General features: G+C 33.7%; 19 protein-coding genes and 1 pseudogene. 13 read left to right on the plus strand and 7 right to left on the minus strand.

Annotated elements, in window-relative coordinates:
• Positions 1-1,331, minus strand: a 1,331-nt coding sequence (gene rseP / locus QZ260_RS01180) for an RIP metalloprotease RseP (RefSeq protein WP_295981826.1), incomplete at its 3' end; no start/stop codon positions are given.
• Between the two features lie 169 nt (positions 1,332-1,500).
• Here rseP and QZ260_RS01185 point away from each other — a divergent pair.
• From QZ260_RS01185 to QZ260_RS01200, 4 genes are all read left to right on the plus strand, one after another.
• Positions 1,501-2,169 carry an SCO family protein gene (locus QZ260_RS01185; RefSeq protein WP_295981827.1) on the plus strand — a complete coding sequence of 223 codons (669 nt, stop codon included), beginning with the start codon at positions 1,501-1,503 and terminating at the stop codon, positions 2,167-2,169.
• A 355-nt stretch (positions 2,170-2,524) separates the two neighbouring features.
• Entirely contained in the window at positions 2,525-2,761 is a 237-nt protein-coding gene (locus QZ260_RS01190; RefSeq protein WP_295981828.1) for a FeoA family protein, read from the plus strand.
• Positions 2,754-4,853: a ferrous iron transport protein B gene (gene feoB / locus QZ260_RS01195; RefSeq protein ID WP_295981829.1), complete on the plus strand. Its 2,100-nt coding sequence runs from the start codon at positions 2,754-2,756 to the stop codon at positions 4,851-4,853. Before QZ260_RS01190 ends, feoB begins: the two co-directional genes overlap by 8 nt.
• Positions 4,854-4,880: 27 nt before the next feature.
• Positions 4,881-5,018, plus strand: coding sequence for a FeoB-associated Cys-rich membrane protein (locus QZ260_RS01200; protein WP_295981831.1), 138 nt, complete (start codon positions 4,881-4,883; stop codon positions 5,016-5,018).
• On the opposite strand, the gene QZ260_RS01205 is transcribed toward QZ260_RS01200, so the two are convergent.
• Positions 5,015-5,440, minus strand: coding sequence for a hypothetical protein (locus QZ260_RS01205; protein WP_295981833.1), 426 nt, complete (start codon positions 5,438-5,440; stop codon positions 5,015-5,017). The two genes, QZ260_RS01200 and QZ260_RS01205, sit on opposite strands and share 4 nt — an antisense overlap.
• A 209-nt stretch (positions 5,441-5,649) precedes the next feature.
• Between QZ260_RS01205 and QZ260_RS01210 the strand changes: the two genes are divergently transcribed.
• From QZ260_RS01210 to QZ260_RS01240, 7 genes are all read left to right on the plus strand, one after another.
• On the plus strand, positions 5,650-6,309 hold the full coding sequence (locus QZ260_RS01210) for a metal-dependent transcriptional regulator (protein WP_295981835.1): 660 nt from the start codon (positions 5,650-5,652) through the stop codon (positions 6,307-6,309).
• On the plus strand, positions 6,296-7,090 hold the full coding sequence (locus QZ260_RS01215) for a transporter (RefSeq protein ID WP_295981836.1): 795 nt from the start codon (positions 6,296-6,298) through the stop codon (positions 7,088-7,090). Before QZ260_RS01210 ends, QZ260_RS01215 begins: the two co-directional genes overlap by 14 nt.
• A gap of 7 nt (positions 7,091-7,097) precedes the next feature.
• Positions 7,098-8,000, plus strand: coding sequence for a zinc ABC transporter substrate-binding protein (locus tag QZ260_RS01220; protein WP_295981838.1), 903 nt, complete (start codon positions 7,098-7,100; stop codon positions 7,998-8,000).
• A gap of 95 nt (positions 8,001-8,095) precedes the next feature.
• Positions 8,096-8,833: a metal ABC transporter ATP-binding protein gene (locus tag QZ260_RS01225; RefSeq protein WP_295981840.1), complete on the plus strand. Its 738-nt coding sequence runs from the start codon at positions 8,096-8,098 to the stop codon at positions 8,831-8,833.
• Between the two features lie 357 nt (positions 8,834-9,190).
• The gene (locus tag QZ260_RS01230; RefSeq protein ID WP_295981842.1) at positions 9,191-10,318 is read left to right on the plus strand and encodes a metal ABC transporter permease; all 1,128 of its coding nucleotides are present in this window, start codon (positions 9,191-9,193) and stop codon (positions 10,316-10,318) included.
• Entirely contained in the window at positions 10,311-11,471 is a 1,161-nt protein-coding gene (locus tag QZ260_RS01235) for a metal ABC transporter permease (RefSeq protein WP_295981843.1), read from the plus strand. The genes QZ260_RS01230 and QZ260_RS01235 overlap by 8 nt, the downstream gene beginning before the upstream one ends.
• Before the next feature lie 3 nt (positions 11,472-11,474).
• Positions 11,475-11,834 carry a YraN family protein gene (locus QZ260_RS01240; RefSeq protein ID WP_295981844.1) on the plus strand — a complete coding sequence of 120 codons (360 nt, stop codon included), beginning with the start codon at positions 11,475-11,477 and terminating at the stop codon, positions 11,832-11,834.
• Between the two features lie 85 nt (positions 11,835-11,919).
• Here QZ260_RS01240 and QZ260_RS01245 read toward each other — a convergent pair whose 3' ends face one another.
• Entirely contained in the window at positions 11,920-13,248 is a 1,329-nt protein-coding gene (locus tag QZ260_RS01245) for a TlpA disulfide reductase family protein (RefSeq protein WP_295981846.1), read from the minus strand.
• A gap of 67 nt (positions 13,249-13,315) precedes the next feature.
• Entirely contained in the window at positions 13,316-16,726 is a 3,411-nt protein-coding gene (gene mfd, locus QZ260_RS01250) for a transcription-repair coupling factor (RefSeq protein WP_295981849.1), read from the minus strand.
• Positions 16,727-17,080: 354 nt separating this feature from the next.
• Between mfd and QZ260_RS01255 the strand changes: the two genes are divergently transcribed.
• On the plus strand, positions 17,081-17,512 hold the full coding sequence (locus tag QZ260_RS01255) for a TerB family tellurite resistance protein (RefSeq protein WP_295981851.1): 432 nt from the start codon (positions 17,081-17,083) through the stop codon (positions 17,510-17,512).
• Between the two features lie 73 nt (positions 17,513-17,585).
• On the opposite strand, the gene QZ260_RS01260 is transcribed toward QZ260_RS01255, so the two are convergent.
• Genes QZ260_RS01260 through QZ260_RS01270 form a run of 3 tightly spaced genes read right to left on the minus strand, consistent with a single transcriptional unit; the run spans position 17,586 to position 19,676 of the window.
• Entirely contained in the window at positions 17,586-18,059 is a 474-nt protein-coding gene (locus tag QZ260_RS01260) for a DsrE/DsrF/DrsH-like family protein (protein ID WP_295981853.1), read from the minus strand.
• Positions 18,060-18,097: 38 nt separating this feature from the next.
• Positions 18,098-18,406 (minus strand): TusE/DsrC/DsvC family sulfur relay protein, encoded by a 309-nt coding sequence (locus tag QZ260_RS01265; protein ID WP_295981856.1) that lies wholly within the window; start codon positions 18,404-18,406, stop codon positions 18,098-18,100.
• Positions 18,407-18,431: 25 nt separating this feature from the next.
• Entirely contained in the window at positions 18,432-19,676 is a 1,245-nt protein-coding gene (locus tag QZ260_RS01270) for an FAD/NAD(P)-binding oxidoreductase (RefSeq protein ID WP_295981857.1), read from the minus strand.
• 274 nt (positions 19,677-19,950) lie between these two features.
• On the opposite strand from QZ260_RS01270, the pseudogene QZ260_RS01275 reads away from it, so the two are divergent.
• Positions 19,951-20,177, plus strand: a pseudogene (locus QZ260_RS01275) (hydrocarbon degradation protein); the annotation flags it as partial.

Consider the following 20,177-nt stretch of genomic DNA (forward strand, 5'->3'; position numbering starts at 1 on the left):
TTATAAATATCATTTCCATTTGCAAATAAAACTAAAGCAATTAATAAAAAGAATCCTACCATTTGCGCGTATTCCATAAACTTATCTCCTGGCTTCCTTCCAGAGATCATTTCATAAAGTAAAAACATCACATGACCACCATCTAATGCTGGGATAGGTAACAAATTTAGAACCCCTAACATAATGGATAAAAAGGCTGTGATACTCCAAAATACTTGCCAGCTCCAAAAGCTAGGAAAGATATCATAAATAGCTTTAAAGCCTCCTACACCTTTATAGGCTCCTGTGCTTGGTGTAAAAATAGCTCCTAATTGATCCCAATATGAAACTAATTTATCTTTAGCCTTATTTAATCCAACAGGAAAAGACTCTAAAAACCCATAGTCTTTTACATCAAAATTGTAATACCCTAAGGCCTCTAATGTTGCTGGTGTTGATGCTCCAGCTACAACTAATCCTAACAAAGCATCATCACTTACCACGAGTGGTACACTTATTTGCTCTTTATCTCTTTTAACCGTTGCAATAACATTTTGTCCTTTAAGCTTTTCTAAAGCTATTTTAACCTCATCTGTGTATTTGGTAGGATAGTCATTTAAGCCTAAAATAATGTCTCCTTTTTTTAAACCACTAGATTTATTATATGACGTATCAGGAACTTGAACCACAACAAATGGCTGCCTTAGACTAATAAGTCCTTTTTCCTTTGAATCCAATAATTGAGACAAGAAATCTTCTGGCATAGTCACTGTAGACTGACTCCCATTTCGTTCTATAAGAATTTCTTTTCCGAATAAAACTTTCTCAGAAATTTCAGAAAATGTTTCAATCTTATCACCATCTACCGCTAATATTTTATCACCGGTAAGAAGACCTGCTTTATTTGCTACCGTATTTTCAATAGCTAAACCATCTTTAATATTTTCATTTGGCAAAAACGTATCGCCATAAAAATAGCTCATTCCTATGTAAATCAAAATAGCTAATAAAAAATTAACCGTTACACCGCCTAACATGATAATTAAACGTTGCCATGCCGGTTTAGAACGAAACTCCCAAGGTTGTGGCTCTTGCGCCATTTGCTCGGTATCCATACTTTCATCAATCATACCAGCAATCTTCACATAACCGCCTAATGGTAACCAACCAATACCATAAACAGTATCACCAATCTTCTTTTTAAATAATGAAAACTTGATATCAAAAAATAAGTAAAACTTTTCTACTCTTGTTTTAAAAAGTTTTGCAGGGATAAAATGCCCCAATTCGTGCAAAACAATTAGCAACGAAAGACTTAGTAAAAACTGAGATATTTTTATAACAAATTCCATATATGGCTTAACATTTTTTTATAATCGCACAAAAGTAAGCTTTTAAACCAAGTTTAAAAAACCATTCTCCCAATGGTATCTGTTTTAACAATAATTTATGTTTGGTTTAAATTCATTCAAACTTAAAATCATTGTATTTTTGTATACGTTTTAATGTTAAAGTTCTAAAATGCTATCATTTTTTAAGGATTACAAAGTATTTGCTATCGTTTTTGGTGTTATCTCCATAATAATAATTGCCATTATTTATAACACACTTAATGTTTATCAACCGCTTCCTATTTATCAACCAACTATGGTAAGTACAGAACTTGTTGACAGTACGATACAGCATCAAAAAAAATATCATAAAATAGCTGATTTTAGCCTTACTAACCAAAATGGTAAAACCATTACTCAAAACACCTATAAAGATAAAATATACGTTGCCGATTTCTTTTTTACAACCTGCCAAACTATTTGCCCGATCATGACTGATCACATGATTGAAATTCAAAAAGAAATTATAGATGACCCCGATGTTATGTTGCTATCGCACTCCGTAACTCCAGAAATTGATAACGTTGCTCAATTAAAACGCTACGCCGAAAAGAAAGGCGTAAATGCTAAAAAATGGAATTTAGTTACGGGAGATAAAAAAGAAATTTATAAGCTGGCTCGTAAAAGCTATTTGGCTGTTAAAGATAATGGCGATGGCGGTCCTTTTGATATGGTGCATACCGAAAACTTTATGTTGATTGATAAAAAACGCCAAATAAGAGGGTTTTACGATGGTACCAATGCAGAAGATATTGATAGACTTCTTGAAGACATTCAAATTTTAAAAGAAGAAAAATAACAGCGATTTTTTTTGACTTAAATTTTATTTACGAATAGCTGTGTTAGGCCTGCCTGCCGGCAGGCCGGGATTGCAGAGGAAATCCTTTTTGTGCCTTGCTATAAGTTTGATTTGAAACGCATTGTAGGATATGCAAAACAAAATTGATGAGACACTGAAACAAGTTCAACACAAGAAAAATTGTAACCCTTCGACTTCGCTTAGGATATACTGCAAGCCGGAACCTATTAGTAACCTGCCTCCCGGCAGGCAGGCGCCAAAATAATTTTATCCATTCCAAAACTTTAAACGCCTAGACTTTTAAACTTATAAACTTTACACTACTTTTACTTCTTTAAAATCAATCTAAATAAGCTTGCAAAATACTTTAGCACATTTAAAACGCGGGGAACGCGCCATTATTACTGATGTTTCGTCTATTCACATCCCATTAAAACTACTTGAAATGGGTTGTTTGCCTGGTAATTCGGTAGAGCTTGTTCAGGTAGCTCCTTTTCAAGACCCTATGTATTTAAACATAAACGGATCGCACTTAGCTATTAGAAAAGAAACAGCTTCTCATATTTTAATAGAAAAAGTAGCCCATGAGTAAACAGATAAATGTAGCCCTGATTGGCAACCCAAATACCGGAAAAACCTCTGTTTTTAATGCGCTTACAGGTTTAAACCAAAAAGTTGGAAACTACCCTGGTATTACGGTTGAAAAAAAGCAAGGAATCTGCAAACTTCCTCGTGGTGTAAAAGCACATATTATTGATTTGCCTGGGACGTATAGTTTAAACGCATCATCATTAGATGAAAATGTGGTTATTGAACTATTACTCAATAAAAAGGATAAAGACTTTCCAGACATTGCGGTTGTTGTTACAGATGTTGAAAATTTAAAACGAAATCTTTTACTCTTTACTCAAATTAAAGACTTAGAAATACCAACTGTTTTGGTTATCAATATGGCTGACCGTATGCGTTATAAAGGTATCTCTTTAGACATTGGTTATTTAGAAGAGAAATTAAACACTAAAATAGCGCTTGTTAGTACTCGAAAAAATGAAGGTATTGATAAATTAAAACAGCTTATTTCAAATTATAAAGAAGTCTCTATTACCCCTTGCATCGATACGGCACAAATAGATGTTGATTACTTCGGGAATTTAAAAAAGGCATTTCCAAACCAGTTATTATACAAACTTTGGCTCGTTATCACTCAAGATGTCAACTTTGGGAAAACCGATAGAAACGAGATTGATCCTGTTGCCGATTTTAAAACAAAAAGTAAAGGGGATTTAAAACGTTTACAGCAGAAGGAAACTATAAAGCGTTATCAATTTATTAATAATGCGCTAGATGAAGGCCAAACTATAGACCTAAGTCAAGCCAAAGATTTACGCATAAAGCTTGATAGAATTTTAACGCATAAGGTATGGGGCTATGTTATTTTTGGAGTTATTTTACTTACCATATTCCAGGCTATTTACGATTGGTCTAGCGTGCCCATGGATCTAATTGATGGTTTATTTGCATCATTAAGCGAATGGACAAAAACCCAGTTACCGCAAGGTGCATTTACTAATCTACTTGCTGAAGGCATTATTCCGGGATTAGGCGGCATCGTGATTTTTATACCGCAAATTGCCTTTCTGTTTCTATTTATAGCTGTGCTTGAGGAAAGCGGCTATATGAGTCGTGTTGTGTTTTTAATGGACAGAATTATGCGACGTTTTGGACTTAGTGGAAAAAGTATTGTACCGCTTATTTCTGGTACCGCTTGTGCTATTCCTGCAATTATGGCAACTCGGAATATTGAAAGCTGGAAAGAACGTCTAATCACCATTTTAGTAACGCCGTTTACAACCTGTTCTGCCAGATTACCCGTTTACCTTATTATCATTGCTTTAGTCATCCCTGAAGGACGTATTTTGGGATTAAGTTACCAAGCGTTAACTTTAATGATGCTCTATCTCATTGGATTTGGAACCGCCATTATATCGGCTTATATTCTCAACAAGATTTTAAAAATAAAAAGTAAAACGTTTTTTGTAGTTGAAATGCCAAATTACAAATTACCGCTTTTCAAAAATGTAGCTTTAACAGTCATAGAAAAAACAAAGTCTTTTGTGTTTGGTGCTGGGAAAATAATTCTAGCTATATCTATTGTGCTTTGGTTTTTAGCGTCTTATGGTCCAGGCGAGGAATTTAATGATGCTGAAAATATTATAAAAACAGAATACGTTTCTGAAAACATATCTTCAGAAGATTTACAACAAAAAATAGCATCCTACAAACTAGAACATTCGTTTATTGGTATTGCAGGTCATGCTATAGAGCCTGCTATAAGACCATTGGGTTATGACTGGAAAATAGGTATTGCCATTGTATGCTCCTTTGCTGCCCGTGAAGTTTTTGTAGGAACTCTCGCAACTATTTACAGTGTTGGTAGCGATCAAGAAGAAACCATAAAAAACAGAATGGCAGGCGAAATTAATCCTGTATTAGGCGGCCCGCTATTTACCTTTGCATCTGGGATATCATTACTGTTATTTTACGCCTTCGCCATGCAGTGCATGAGTACCTTAGCTATAGTAAAAAAAGAAACCAATTCGTGGAAATGGCCTATATTACAGCTCGTTATAATGACCGCTTTTGCGTATATTGTTGCTTTAATTGCATTTCAGTTTTTGAAATGATATTGAATTAATTCCGACTACTTAATTATGAATGACATCATCCAAAACATATTAGTTTTTTCTGCTATGGCTTTTGCTTTGTCTTTTTTGATTAAAAAATTCTTCTGGAAAAAATCAAAACCTAAAAAAGCTTGCGGTGGAGACGATGGATGTGGGTGTCATTAATGCTTTTTATCCAACAACAGATAATAGTCGTTTGACTGTATTTTAGCTTTTGCATTAGGATGCGGCAAAACATTTAAAACAGTCAAAGACAGTTTCTCTGAAAAAAATAAGTTTCCAATTCTTTTTTGTAACTCAATTTTAGGACTTAAAGTAATTTTTTTTCGTTCCACTTTTTTACCGTCCTTATATAAATCTACGAAAATAAGAACCTCGCCTGCCCAAACACAATTCACCCCTTTAGGGCAACGTGAATCTTGTATAACTTCAATAAATTCAATTTTAAAATTCTCTACAACAATAGATTTTCCTAAATAGACTTTACTTGTTATGATTGGTGTTCCAACTTTTCTGATTTTTGTGGAATCTTGCGAAAAAGAAAAACTGGTTATAAAAATAACTAGTAATAAAAGACTGCTTTTCATATGCTTTGTTTATTCATACTATGCTTAAATCATGCCAAAACTGTAAATCTTTTAATTTTTGATATGAATATACTAAGAAAGCATCTCGTTTCTTAATTTATTTTTATTCTACTCCACTAGTTTTTTTAATTTAAAACTCATGTTTTATTTTTTTTAGTTACATTTGATAAATATTTAAGCTTACTTAAAAATATTTTAAAGCATAACGTATGTCGGTAGCTGTAGAGAATTTTGTCAAAGCCATTTATAAAAATGGTAAACGCGATAATAATGATACCAAACCAGGTAACATAGCCAAAGAATTGGGCATCTCTAATGCTGCTGCTACTGATATGGCTAAAAAGCTTGCTCTTAAAGATTTATTACATTATCAAAAATATCAAGAATTAAAACTTACAGATAAGGGCACTAAAATGGCGCTTAACGTTGTTCGTAAACATCGCCTTTGGGAAGCGTTATTATTCAAACTTTTTGATTTATCACTACATGATATTCATCGCGAAGCCGAATTACTAGAACATCAAACTTCCGATTTATTAGCAAATAAAATAAGTGAATACTTAGGCAATCCTAAATTCGACCCTCATGGTGACCCCATTCCAAATTCCGATGGAGAAATCACAACAATCGACACCTCTATAACTTTATCAAACACAGAAGAAGGTAAAACCTATATCATTTCGCGCTTAATGAGTGATGATAAAGAGTTTTTCGATTTCTGTGGACAACATGGCTTAAAATATGGAAATACTGTGTTGGTATCAAAACAGTTCAGTAAAAATAAAATGACTCAAATTTTAATAAAAAATAATACCATTCTTTTAAACGAAGATTTTACATCAATTATTTATGTTAATGAACAAGATTAAACTCACAACCACAGTATTGCTTTTCATAGCATCACTCTCAAGTTTTTCGCAAGAAGACACTAAAGTAGGGGCAATAGTAACCGATAGACCAGACGCTACTGAGGCATCATCAACAGTAGGAAAAGGCAATTTACAGTTTGAAACAGGAGGCTTATATGAGTCTTTTGAAGAAAGCTCTATAAAATCAGAAAACTACGTATACAATACCATGCTAATTCGTTATGGAATTCTAGATAATGTAGAACTACGCTTAGGCTGGAACTTTATTGAAGGTGTAACTAAAGTAAGCGGTAATAAACTAGATAATGTTGCTAGCGGCTTAACGCCGCTGCTACTAGGTCTGAAAATTGATATTGCCGAAGAAAACGGTGCCATGCCAGAAATTGCAATTATAGGACATGTATTTCCTGTATTCAGCGCATCAACAGATTATAAGCCAGAATATACAGGCATAGATTTTAGATTGTCACTTTCTCATACATTAAGCAAAAAATCAAGTTTAGGATATAACATTGGTGCACAATGGGGCGATGATTCTCTCGAAGCTGCAGCAATCTACACAGTAGCTTATGGATATAGCTTAACTGATAAGTTTGGAGCGTATGTCGAATTATATGGCGATCTACCAGAAGACAGCTCTGCAAATCATTATTGGGATGCAGGCTTAACCTATTTAGCAACAAACGATTTACAATTTGACGCCTACGTTGGCACAAGTATTACCGAAGGTCAGGACCTTTTATTAGGACTCGGACTTAGTTATAGAATAAGAAAAAAATAAATTGAATATGAAAAAATTACTTATACTTTTTCTAGCCATTACTATTCTTAGTTGTAAAAAGGAGAAGCAAGCCAATGGTAAATTAAACATAGTCACCACAACAACGATGATAACCGATTTGGTAAAAAACGTAGGTGGTGAGCATATCAACTTACAAGGCTTAATGGGTAGTGGCGTTGATCCACATTTATACAAAGCCAGTGAAGGTGATGTTACAAAATTATCAGACGCCGATATTATTTTTTACAACGGGTTACACTTAGAGGGTAAATTGGTTGAAGTTTTCGAAAAAATGAAAAACATAAAAACTATTGCTGTAGCTGATGCTTTGGATGAAAATACATTAATAGGTTCAGAATATTTTGCATCCAATTACGATCCGCATATTTGGTTTAATCTTGACTATTGGAAACTAGCGACGCAGTTTGTAGTTAAAACACTTTCAGAAGCTATACCAAATCAAAAAACAACATTTGAAGCTAACGGTAAAACATATATCGAAAAACTAAATACACTGCAAACCAAATTGAAAACTACGATTAGCATCCTTCCAAAAGAACAGCGCATTTTGGTAACAGCACACGATGCTTTTAATTATTTTGGGAAAGCTTTCGACTTTGAAGTTGTTGGTTTGCAAGGGCTATCTACAGCAACCGAAGCTGGTGTTCAAGATGTTCAAAAGTTGGCTGCTTTTATAATAGAAAATAATGTGAAATCTATTTTTGTAGAAAGTTCAGTGCCAAAGCGTACTATAGAGGCGTTGCAAGCCGCTGTAAAGTCGAAGAACCACGAAGTCACCATAGGCGGAACGTTATATTCTGACGCACTTGGTAACGCAGATAGTAAAGAGGGCACATATATTGGCATGTTCGAGCATAATGTGAATACCATTGTAAATGCTTTAAAGTAGAATGATTTGAAGCTATTTCCTGCTATCGGCTGTATCTTTTTTGAAGAAAAATCAAAAAAGTATGCCGCCTCTATCAGGGCTAAAAAACAAAGATTATGAGTAAAAAAATAGCCGTAAAAGTAGACGATTTAACAGTAGCTTATAACTACAAACCTGTACTTTGGGATATCGATTTAGAAATTCCAGAAGGTGTTCTTATGGCCATTGTAGGTCCAAATGGTGCTGGAAAATCAACGCTTATAAAATCCATTTTAGGTATTTTAAAACCCATTGCAGGTAGCGTTACTATCTATGACAAACCTTATGAAAAACAACGGGCGTTAGTCGCATATGTTCCACAAAAAGGAAGTGTTGACTGGGATTTTCCAACCACGGCTTTAGATGTTGTTATGATGGGAACTTATGGCAGTTTAGGCTGGATAAAACGTCCTGGACAAAAAGAAAAGAAAGCATCACTCGAAGCTTTAGAGAAAGTGGGCATGCTTGCTTTTAAAGGCAGACAAATAAGTCAGTTATCTGGCGGACAACAACAACGTATTTTCTTAGCACGGGCATTGGTACAAAACGCCTCAATTTATTTTATGGATGAGCCCTTTCAAGGTGTTGACGCAACAACCGAAATAGCAATAATCAACATTCTAAAAGAACTTCGTAAAGCGGGAAAAACAGTAATCGTAGTGCATCACGATTTACAAACTGTTCCAGAATATTTTGATTGGGTGACCTTTCTAAACGTAAAAAAGATTGCGACAGGGCCTGTTAAAGACATTTTCAATGATGATAACTTAACAAAAACCTACGGTATTAACTATAAAGTAAGTGTCCAAGAATAGATTGAGTTTACAGTCGCAGGCTCAGTAAAAAGTGCTTACTCGAATAAAAAAAATAGAACAGAAAAAAGGAAATAAAGTAGAAAGTCAAGTCCCAAATCAATTCAGAGAATTGAAAGTCAAGACGCAGAATAGATGAAGAAAAGCATGGAAAACAGTAGAACAGAATTCGACGCGGAGCTTCAAATCGGTTTTTATCTCGCTTTTTCGGGATAAAAACTTCCTCGACTTGAACTTGATTTTTTGGTTCGTTTTGCATCAAGGCAAAATGACCAAATTAGAATGAGATTCTGAAACAATTTCAGAATAACAAAATTTAAATTTGCGAAATAGGAAGAGATTCCTGCCTTCGCAGGAATTATGGATATAACAGAATATATAAAACTCGTCTTTACAGACTATACCTTAAGAACCATAACACTTGGTACTGCAGTATTAGGTGCAGTTACCGGTATGCTAGGAAGTTTTGCTGTATTACGTAAACAAAGTTTATTAGGGGATGCTATTTCGCATGCTGCATTACCTGGTATTGCCATTGCATTTTTAATAACTGGCGCAAAAGACAGTAACATTTTATTATTAGGCGCACTAGTTAGCGGGCTCATTGGCACATTTTGGATTAGAGGCATCATCAGTAAAACGCATTTAAAATCAGATACCGCATTAGGCTTAATATTGTCTTTGTTTTTCGGATTTGGAATGCTCTTACTCACATTCATTCAAAAACAACCTAATGCTAATCAAGCAGGTTTAGATAAATATTTATTTGGGCAAGCAGCAACTTTATTAGAGCGTGATGTTTGGATGATGACTATTGTAACAGGCATTTGTCTATTCGTATTATTACTGTTCTGGAAGGAGTTTAAAATTTTACTATTTGATGCAGATTACACCAAAACCTTGGGCTTCAATACTAAATTTATAGATATTCTAATCACCACTTTTATTGTTCTTGCCATTGTTTTAGGATTACAAACGGTTGGTGTCGTTTTAATGAGTGCCATTTTATTAGCTCCTGCTGCTGCTGCAAGACAATGGACCAATAGCCTTGGTGTTATGGTGTTTTTAGCTGCCATTTTCGGTGCTTTTTCTGGAGTTTTTGGCACTGCCATTAGCGCAAGTCAAAACAACCTGTCTACAGGACCTGTAATCGTTATTGTTGCTGGTATTTTTGTATTGGTATCGTTTATATTTTCTCCAAGCAGAGGGTTACTGTTCAAACAAATTCGTTTTATAAAAAATCGTCGTGATTTACAATTACACAAAACTTTGTCATTTATGTTTCGAATAGCCGAAACACATGAAAATATTTCACACCCACATACCATTAAAATCTTAAATAACTTTCAAGGATTTACTAGAGGTACCTTGCAAAAATTAGTACGCAAAAATTATGTGAAATTAGATGGTAAAAATTGGAGTTTAACTGAAGAAGGCTTTAAAACCGCCTCTAATTTGTATAACCAACAAAGCGAAAACAATGAGTAGTGCACAAATAGAAATACAACTCATTGCAATTATAGTAGCTATCGCTTGCGCTATTCCTGGTACATTTTTAGTACTCCGAAAAATGGCTATGATTAGTGACGCTATTAGTCATTCTATTTTACCAGGTATTGTAATTGGTTTTTTTATAACACAAGATTTAAACTCACCATTGCTCATTCTTCTTGCGGCACTAACTGGAATTATTACCGTTGTTTTGGTCGAGTATATACAAAAAACAGGCTTAGTAAAAGAAGATACCGCCATAGGTTTAGTGTTCCCTATTTTGTTTAGTATAGGCGTTATCATGATTGCTAAAAACGCAAACGATGTCCATTTAGATGTGGATGCTGTTTTATTAGGCGAATTAGCTTTTGCACCTTTTGATAGACTTATCGTTTCTGGAGTGGATATCGGACCAAAATCTCTATGGGTTATTGGAAGTATCTTAATTATTACTGTTGGCTTATTATTCGCTTTTTTTAAAGAATTAAAAGTAAGTACATTTGATGCTGGTTTAGCAGCCTCTTTAGGGTTTTCACCTGCTGTTATTCATTACGGACTAATGACCGTATCATCAGTTACTACCGTAGGAGCTTTTGATGCTGTAGGCGCAATTTTGGTGGTTGCTTTAATGATATCTCCAGCAGCTACAGCCTATTTACTTACTAACGAATTAAAACGCATGCTCATTTACGCCATTTGTTTTGGTGTTTTCGGTGCTATTTCGGGCTATTGGTTAGCACATTGGTTAGACGCTTCAATAGCTGGATCGATAACAACCATGTTAGGATTACTGTTCTTAGTAGTCTACTTATTTGCTCCTAATAAAGGTATTATAGCCGTAATGTATCGCGAAAAGCAACAACGTACAGAAGTCTCTTTATTAACCTTTCTCCTTCATTTAAAAAACCATACTGAAGATAGCGAACGTCACGTCAATCACCTCAACGAACACATTAATTGGCAAAAAGTACGTTCTAAAACGGTTTTAGATTTAGCTTTAAAAAACAACATGATTCAAATTGATAAAAACATTGTATCATTAACTGAAAAAGGCGAAGCTTTTACATCGCAAGCTATTGACTATATAATAACTAATGAAGATGCTCAAATTGAACATATGAAAAATGACTTCTTTTTATTTAGAGGATAAGTTATGGCAAAACACAACGAACTTGGTAAAAAAGGTGAGCAACTTGCAGTTGATTTTCTTCTGAAAAACAACTACGATATTGTGGAGCGCAATTACCGTTTTGATAAAGCAGAAGTCGATATCATTGCCAAAAAAGATAATATTCTAGCCATTATTGAAGTAAAAACACGTTCGACTGCAGATTTCGGAGATCCACAAGATTTTGTAAAACCAAAACAAATTCAGCGCTTAGTAAAAGCTGTTGATGAATACGTCACTGTGAATGATTTAGATGTAGAAGTACGATTTGATATTATCGCAATTGTAAAAGAAGGTAAAGGCTTTAAGATGGAACATTTAGAAAATGCTTTTTATCATTTTTGACATATTTTATCATCCTGCACTTTTTTCAGAATCTTATTAAAAATTATATAGATAACATTGTCGTTTCTCTCCGCGTTATGACGCATTACTCTTCCTGATAATACACTTTTAACGCTTTAAAATCAATAGGCTTTGAAATGATTTTTTTATCTTTATCTAAGATAAAATAAGTTGGTGTTGCTGTTACACCGTAATCATCCCCTATTTTGTTATCCCATTTGCCTTCTCCGTAAACATGAATGAATTCTGAATAAGTATAGGTTAAATCTTTCCATCGATAAGGCTCATCTTCTAAACCAATAGCAATCACTTTTACTTTATCTTTTTCTAAAGATTTCACTAAAGTTTGTAACTGTGGCACCTCATCTAAACAATGCGAACAGGTACTACTCCAAAATACTATAATGTAGTTTTCTGACCCTTGTAATTCAGATAACTTCTTTTCAACTAGTTTATCCTTTTCTTTAATTTCAATATCAAAATCTGGAGCAACATTCCCTTTTGAAATATTCTTATATAATATCAAAGCATGCAAAAGTTCTTGATCATTTAAAGACACAGCTATATCCATTAGATAATTTTCAGCAATATAATTGGCAATAGATTCAAAACCTAAATCAGACATTTGCTGCCACACATCAAACAATAAAATCCGCTGTACTTCATTTGGAGCATCTTTCATGTAGCTATAAACCACATCAATATTTTCTTTATAATTCTCTAATTCATCTTTAGAATCTGAAGACATTCCAAAAACATAATTCAGCATGCGTTCTTCTAAAAAATTAGAACTTTGAAGTGTTTTATTATTAAAATCAACATGATCAAAATAATGTGTTTTTAAATTGTTAATATATGTTTTAACATCTTGAACTTGCTGGGGAATGTATGGTTTATTCGCTTTAATAAACTCAAGTGCAATAGTATCCTTCGTTGCGTTTTCAAAATTTTCTTGAGTTTCTTTTTGCGTCTTAAAAATGGCTTTTAGGGCTATTGTATCTTTACTTTCTTGACTAAAATAATTACCAATACTTTGGGTAACCATAGACATACTGTTGGTGTAAGAAGCTATTAATTTATTTTCAGTAGATTTCTTAAATTCTACACCTGTTTCAGAATTAAACGTGAGTTCGATATCTTCTTTTCCGTTATAAATAATATCAAAATTATAATCTTCTTGCGGCACCCCATAAACCAAACGATACATGCCTTTTGTGTTTGTTGAATCTAGTTTAAATTCAAAACTCCCATCTTCTTGTATTTCAGCATTTGAAACATAATCTGATAGGGTTGGTTTCACTTTATATAGTAATGCAAAATTATAGTCTTTTGCCGGAGAGAATTTACCTTTTATGGTATTTTGTGCCAGTAAGATACTTGGCAATAAAGCAATTAAAAAAAGTATACGTTTCACAATAATAATTTATTTAAAATCCCTCACCAATTGGGGAATGACAATTCTAATAAGTTAAAACCAATAATTAAGCCACAATAGGTTGTAAAGCCTCTAATGCTTGTTTTACAGATTTAATATTCTCAAAAGTTAGCATTAATCGTAAACCACTTCGAGTTTGTTTCTCTTTCATTTTACAAGCGCTTGGGTTTGTTTGTACAAATTTCAACACTTTGGTAAAATTAGCGCTTTGATAAAAACGACTTTGCTGATCGTTTAAGAAATAACCAATCAACTTACCTTGTTTCATAATGATTTTTTCAAACCCTATTTTAGTAGCTAACCACTTTATTTGAACACTGTTTAATAAATCGGTCACTTCTTTGGGTAATTCTCCAAAACGGTCAATTAAATCCTTTTCAAAGATATATAATTCTTCTTCTGTTTTTAAGTTATTAAGCTGCGTATATAGGTTTAGTCGTTCTGCAATATTATTCACATAACTATCTGGAAACAAAAGTTCAAAGTCAGTATCTATAGTAACATCTTTAACGTAAACTTTGTTAGCTTCATCCTCACTATATAAGTCTTTAAACTCATTTTCTTTAAGCTCTTCTATAGCTTCATTTAATATTTTTTGATAGGTATCAAAGCCTATTTCATTTATAAAACCACTTTGTTCACCGCCTAATAAATCACCCGCACCACGAATTTCTAAATCTTTCATCGCGATATTGAATCCGCTTCCCAATTCCGTGAATTGCTCTAAAGCTGTAATACGTTTTCTAGCATCATCAGTCATAGCCGAATACTCTGGAGTAATAAAATAACAAAATGCTTTTTTGTTACTTCGACCTACTCTACCGCGCATTTGGTGCAAATCGCTCAATCCAAAATTATTAGCATTATTGATAAAAATGGTATTAGCATTAGATACATCCAATCCGCTTTCCACAATCGTAGTACTTACCAAAACATCAAAACCGCCATCCATAAAAGAAAGCATGAGTTGCTCTAATTTTTTCCCATCCATTTGCCCATGACCGATACCTATTTTTGCATCGGGCACCAATCGTTGAATCATTCCAGCAACTTCTTTAATGTTTTCAATACGATTATGAATGAAGAATACTTGACCACCGCGTTGAATTTCATAACTCACTGCATCTCTAATCGTTTCTTCGCTAAAACGAATCACATGACTTTCAATAGGGTATCGATTTGGAGGTGGTGTGGTAATAACTGATAAATCTCGAGCCGCCATTAAGCTAAATTGTAACGTTCTCGGGATTGGTGTCGCAGTTAAGGTTAGCACATCCACATTATCTTTTAAAGTCTTAAGTTTTTCTTTTACTGCAACACCGAATTTTTGTTCTTCATCAACAATCAACAAACCCAAATCTTTAAATTTCACATTTTTATTAACGAGTTGATGCGTGCCAATAAGGATGTCTACTTTTCCCTGTTCTAAACCTTCTAAAGTTTCTCGTTTCTCTTTGGCTGTTCTAAAACGGTTCACATAATCTACGGTAACAGGAAAATCTTTTAAGCGCTCTTTAAACGTTCTAGAATGTTGATAAGCCAATATAGTAGTTGGCACTAGAACAGCGACTTGTTTCCCATTATCTACGGCCTTAAACGCTGCACGAATAGCTACTTCAGTTTTACCAAAACCTACATCGCCACAAATTAAACGATCCATAGGGCGTTCACTTTCCATGTCTGCTTTTATATCGGCTGTTGCGGTAGTTTGGTCCGGGGTATCTTCGTAAATAAAAGAAGCTTCCAATTCGTGTTGCATATAACTATCAGGATTATATTGATAGCCTTTTTCGGTTTTACGTTTTGCGTAAAGTTTTATTAAGTTGAACGCCACATGTTTTACACGTGCCTTTGTTTTTTGTTTTAAGGTTTTCCAAGCATTACTACCGAGCTTATAAATTTTTGGTGGTTTGCCATCCTTACCATTAAATTTGGTGATTTTATGTAATGAATGAATACTTAAATACAATACATCGCGCTCACCATAAACCAATTTAATAGCTTCTTGCTTTTTACCTTCAACATCAATTTTTTGAAGACCACCAAAACGCCCAATACCATGATCGATGTGCGTTACGTAATCACCAATATCTAAGTTAGTAAGCTCTTTTAGAGTGATGGCCTGCTTTTTAGCATACCCATTTTTAAGATGAAATTTATGATAGCGCTCGAAAATTTGATGATCGGTATAGCAGACTATTTTATTATCGTGGTCTATAAAACCTTGATGTAAGGATAAAATAATGGTTTGATATTCTTTGACATCGAGATGTGAATCATCAAAAATATCATGAAACCGTTTTGCCTGTTGTTCACTTACGCAAGCAATATAGTTTGTATAGCCGTTTTCGTAATTGGTATTTAAATCTTCAATTAACAGATTGAACTGCTTATTAAAAGCAGGCTGAGGTGTGGTATTGAATATGATTTCGTCATTACGAGAAGCTTGCGATGTGGTAATCTCATCCAATAAAACAGATTGCGACGTTTCACTAGCAATGACGTTCCTATTAAAAACGGTCGCTGTACCAAACTCTAACACAGAAAAGTCTAGTAACTGCTTTTTTAATACTGTTGCATTACAAAATAGCTCGTTAGGTTCGGCATGTTTAATATCTGTTGAAAGGCTTTTAAAAGCGTCTTCTGCTTTATCATAAAAATCATCAATTCTGGAAAAAAGTAGATCAGCATTTTTTATACACACTACGGTTTTTTGAGCAATATATTTTAGAAAACTTTGTCGGTTTTCTTCTAATAATTTATTGGCTACATTAGGAATAATACTGATTCTTTTAATCTGTTCGATGGACAATTGTGTTTCCACATCAAAGGTTCTGATGCTGTCCACCTCATCACCAAAAAACTCGATACGATAAGGTTCGTCATGCGAAAATGAAAACACATCTACTATGCCGCCTCGTAAAGAAAACTCTCCCGGTTCGGTAACAAAATCGACACGCTTAAATTGATATTCAAACAACACTTCGTTTACAAAATCAATGGACACCTTATCTTTTAAACCAACTTTAAGTGTGTGGCGTTCTAGCTCTTTTCTAGTAACGACCTGCTCAAAAAGCGCATCGGGATAGGTAACAATAATCGCTGGTTTCTTTTGTGAATTTATACGGTTTAAAACCTCAGCACGCAATAACACATTGGCGTTATCGGTTTCTTCGATTTCGTAAGGCCTTCTGTAACTTCCGGGATAGAATAGCACATCTTTGCCATTACAAAGTTGCTCTAAATCGTTTAGATAATGTGCCGCTTCTTCTTTATCGTTAAAAACCAACAAAAACGGCTTTTCGGCTGCTTTAAAAACTGTTGAAATAACAAAAGAAAAAGAGGATCCTACAAGTCCTTTTAAATGTGTTTTTGTCCCAGTTTGGGACATAGCATTCTGCAGATTTTGCACTTGCAAAGTCTGTAAATAGGTTTGAGAGATACGAGTTTTACTCACCCAATTTTGTTTTACGTGTGCAAATATACGGTTTAGGATTATTTTTTTCTTGTTTTGCTAAAGCTTGTCCTATTTTTTTCTAGAAATTCATAAATGTATATCCTGTTTTAAAAACTTGATCTGCACATCGCGTTAGGGATTGGAGCGGCATCCTTTTTTGTGCTTAACTATAAGTTTGTTTTGAAACTTAATTTAAAAAACACAGAAATCACTTGATGAGATACTGAAACAAGTTCAGCACAAGAAAGATATAGTGGAAAGCCCGACCCTTGCGGTAACGCCCAAAAAATTAAATTTTTCAGTTAAAATTCTTAAAAAAATATGTAATTTTGTAGTAATAAAAAAGAAGTATATATGTCGTTTTCAGATTTATTTGATAGTGGGTTTAAAAAGCGTAATGAAGACCATTTTGCAGCTATAGTTCGTGTAGCCATGGATGATGGTATAATTACCTCTGATGAACAAGCCTTTTTAGATAGATTAGCTAGTAATATAGATATTAGTGAGGCTGATTATAAAATGATTTTAAAAGATTATAAATCGCATCCTATTAACCCACCCGTTTCTTATGATCTTAGGTTAGAGCGTTTATATGATTTAGTTCGTATGGTGCATGTAGACCAAATAAAAGGGGACCCAGAACACAGGCTTTTACACAAAATTGGTGTGGGACTTGGGTTTCATGCGGTAAACGTAAAATATATAGTAGATAAGGCTTTAACATTAGTAAATAATGGGGTTGACTTAGATACGTTTGTAGACCAAATAAGAAACATGAATAGATAGATTTTCTATCCAACATTATTATATAAAAAATGCGAACTCTTGAGTTCGCATTTTTTTTAATCTGTTATTAAAATTAAATAAAAAGGAGTTGGCACCCCTCTTGGTCTGCTCTACTATAAAAATCTCCAATAGTTAATATTCCATCAAGTTCATCTATTAAATCCTCTTCTTTTAAATGAAACATATCTACGGCTAGTTTACACGCCCAAAGTCTACAGCCAGAATCTGAAAGGATTTCTAAAAATTCACCAATAGGAGGCATATCTAGTTTTTCCATTTCTTTTTTCATCATTTTTGTTGCAAAAGCTTCCATTCCTGGTAAACCCCCTAACATGGTTGGTATGTGCATACCTGGATTACCAACTGTGGCGACATGTAAATGTTCTAACTTTTTCTTTTGAATGGCTTCTAATCCAAAAAACGTAAAGAATATTTCGGATTCTATACCTTCCATTCTTGCTCCATTTGCCATTACAAATGCGGCATAAGCATTTTCAATAGTTGCTTTTGATAATATAAAAAGCATTTTTTTTACTTTTGTGCTCATAATTATATATTTTAAATTAGTCTTTTGTGTTTATAAAATTAAATACAACTTTTTGGTTTTGGCACACCAGCTATTTTAGTTGAAACTTTTAATGGTCCTTTAGGGAAAAGTGCATAGAATTCTTTGATGTTTAAAACACCACTTTTTTTAATGCCTCTTACAGATAAAGCAACATCATTTTTTACTTGTTCTTGAAGCCAAGAAACTACTTCCCAATGTCTATCTGTCATTTCTACGCCTTCATTCTTAGCAATCTCTAGTCCAATTTCTTTAGTCCATTGAGATACGTCTGTTAAATATCCGTCTTCCGTGACGTCTAATCTAATTCCTGCAATATTTAAATCCATAATATTTATTATTTAGTGTTTGTAATTAGTTCTTTTTTATATCAAATACTTTTCCTTTGAAACTCATGTTTCTTGAAACAAATGGAATGGCAATACCTTTTAAAAGCATATTCCAGTAAATCCATCTAAAGGCTAATTTTCCCCAGTGATTAAAAATGCTTTCTTTTAATAATTTTAGAGGTCCGATTTTTGCGAAAGGAAAGGTTCCATGCACTGGTTCTGTATTATAATTGAAATCAATTAGTAACGCCTTGTTATGTCCGGTCTCTATAAAGCAGTTTGCATGTCCATCAAATTCTTCTTTTAGTGTATAACCTTTTAAATATAGAAGAATATTATCGGTTAAAGTTTCGGCTTGAAAATGAGCTACAGAACCCGCTTTAGATGCTGGAACATTGGTAGCATCACCAATTACAAATATATTTTCGTGTGCTATAGATTGTAACGTATGTTTATGTGTTGGAACAAAGTTTAAATCATCTCCCAATCCAGATCTTTCAATAAGGTCATCACCCATATTTGTAGGAACCGTTACTAATAAATCAAATGGGATTTTACTTTCTCCGTAATCAACAATTTCTTTAGTTTCATTATCGACTCTTTCTATTGCAAAATCAGACTCCATGTGGATGCCTTTCTCAGATAGAAGATAACTTAATGATTTTGAACAGGTAGGTTTTGTAAAAGCACCAGATAACGGCGTAACATACGTAATTTCTACTTTGTCTCTCATGCCCTTTTTAGTGAAATAGGAATCAGCCAAAAAAGCAAATTCTAAAGGTGCTACAGGGCATTTAATAGGCATTTCTGTTAAATGCACCACCAGTTTTCCACCTTCCCATTCACGCAATTTATTTCGCAATGCTAAAGCCCCTTCGAACGTGTAGAAATCAAATATATCTTTTTTCCATAGCGGGCCTAATAAACCTTCGGTTTCCTCTGGGGCAATTTTAGATCCTGTAGCAATAATTAAGAGGTCATAATCTATAGTTTCATCCTCAAGAGCGACTTTATTTTCTTCCGGTAAAATTTTATCTATCTTTTTTTGAATATAATTAACACCTTTGGGAATAAATTTTTTACCTACTTTTTTTACCTGATCTTCCGTATAGGTATCAAATGGAAGAAACAAAAACCCTGGTTGATAATAATGTGTTTTATATTGATCTACTATGGTAATTTTCCAAGTCTTTTTTGGAAGCTTTGAAACCAAATGGTTTGCCATCATTGTACCTGAAGTACCTGCGCCTAAAATAACTAAGTTTTTCATTGTTCTTTGCTTTAGTAAGTAATTGCAATTATGTTTACTTATAATTACTCTGTAAAATTAATCATAAAGCAATGATCAAATTATGACAAAAGTCATCATAAACCCCTATGTAACAATGGTTACATAAGGGTTTGTAGTGATGATTTATATTTAAATTTTTAATAAGTGACAAAAGTCATAGATAAGAGACTTTTCTCAAAGTAATTTTACCAATCAAATATTAACTATAAGAATTCTCTAAAATTATTTCTGAATTCTTCTAAATAACCTAGTTATGAAAACTACTATTTTACGTTCGTTATTTTTACTATTCTCTGTATCTGTTTTGTCGCAAGCAGGTCATATTATGCAGGGTGTTGGCGCTGTAAACATGTCTATGGGTGGTGCGGCAACAGCACAACCGCTTGATATTTCTGGAGCTCTGCAATGGAATCCTGCTTCAATTTCTGCTTTTGACGACAAAATCATTAAACTAGATGTTGGGTTATTCTTTTCATCGCC

The sequence above is a fragment of the uncultured Algibacter sp. genome (assembly GCF_905480415.1).
Classification (GTDB): Bacteria; Bacteroidota; Bacteroidia; order Flavobacteriales; family Flavobacteriaceae; genus Algibacter_B.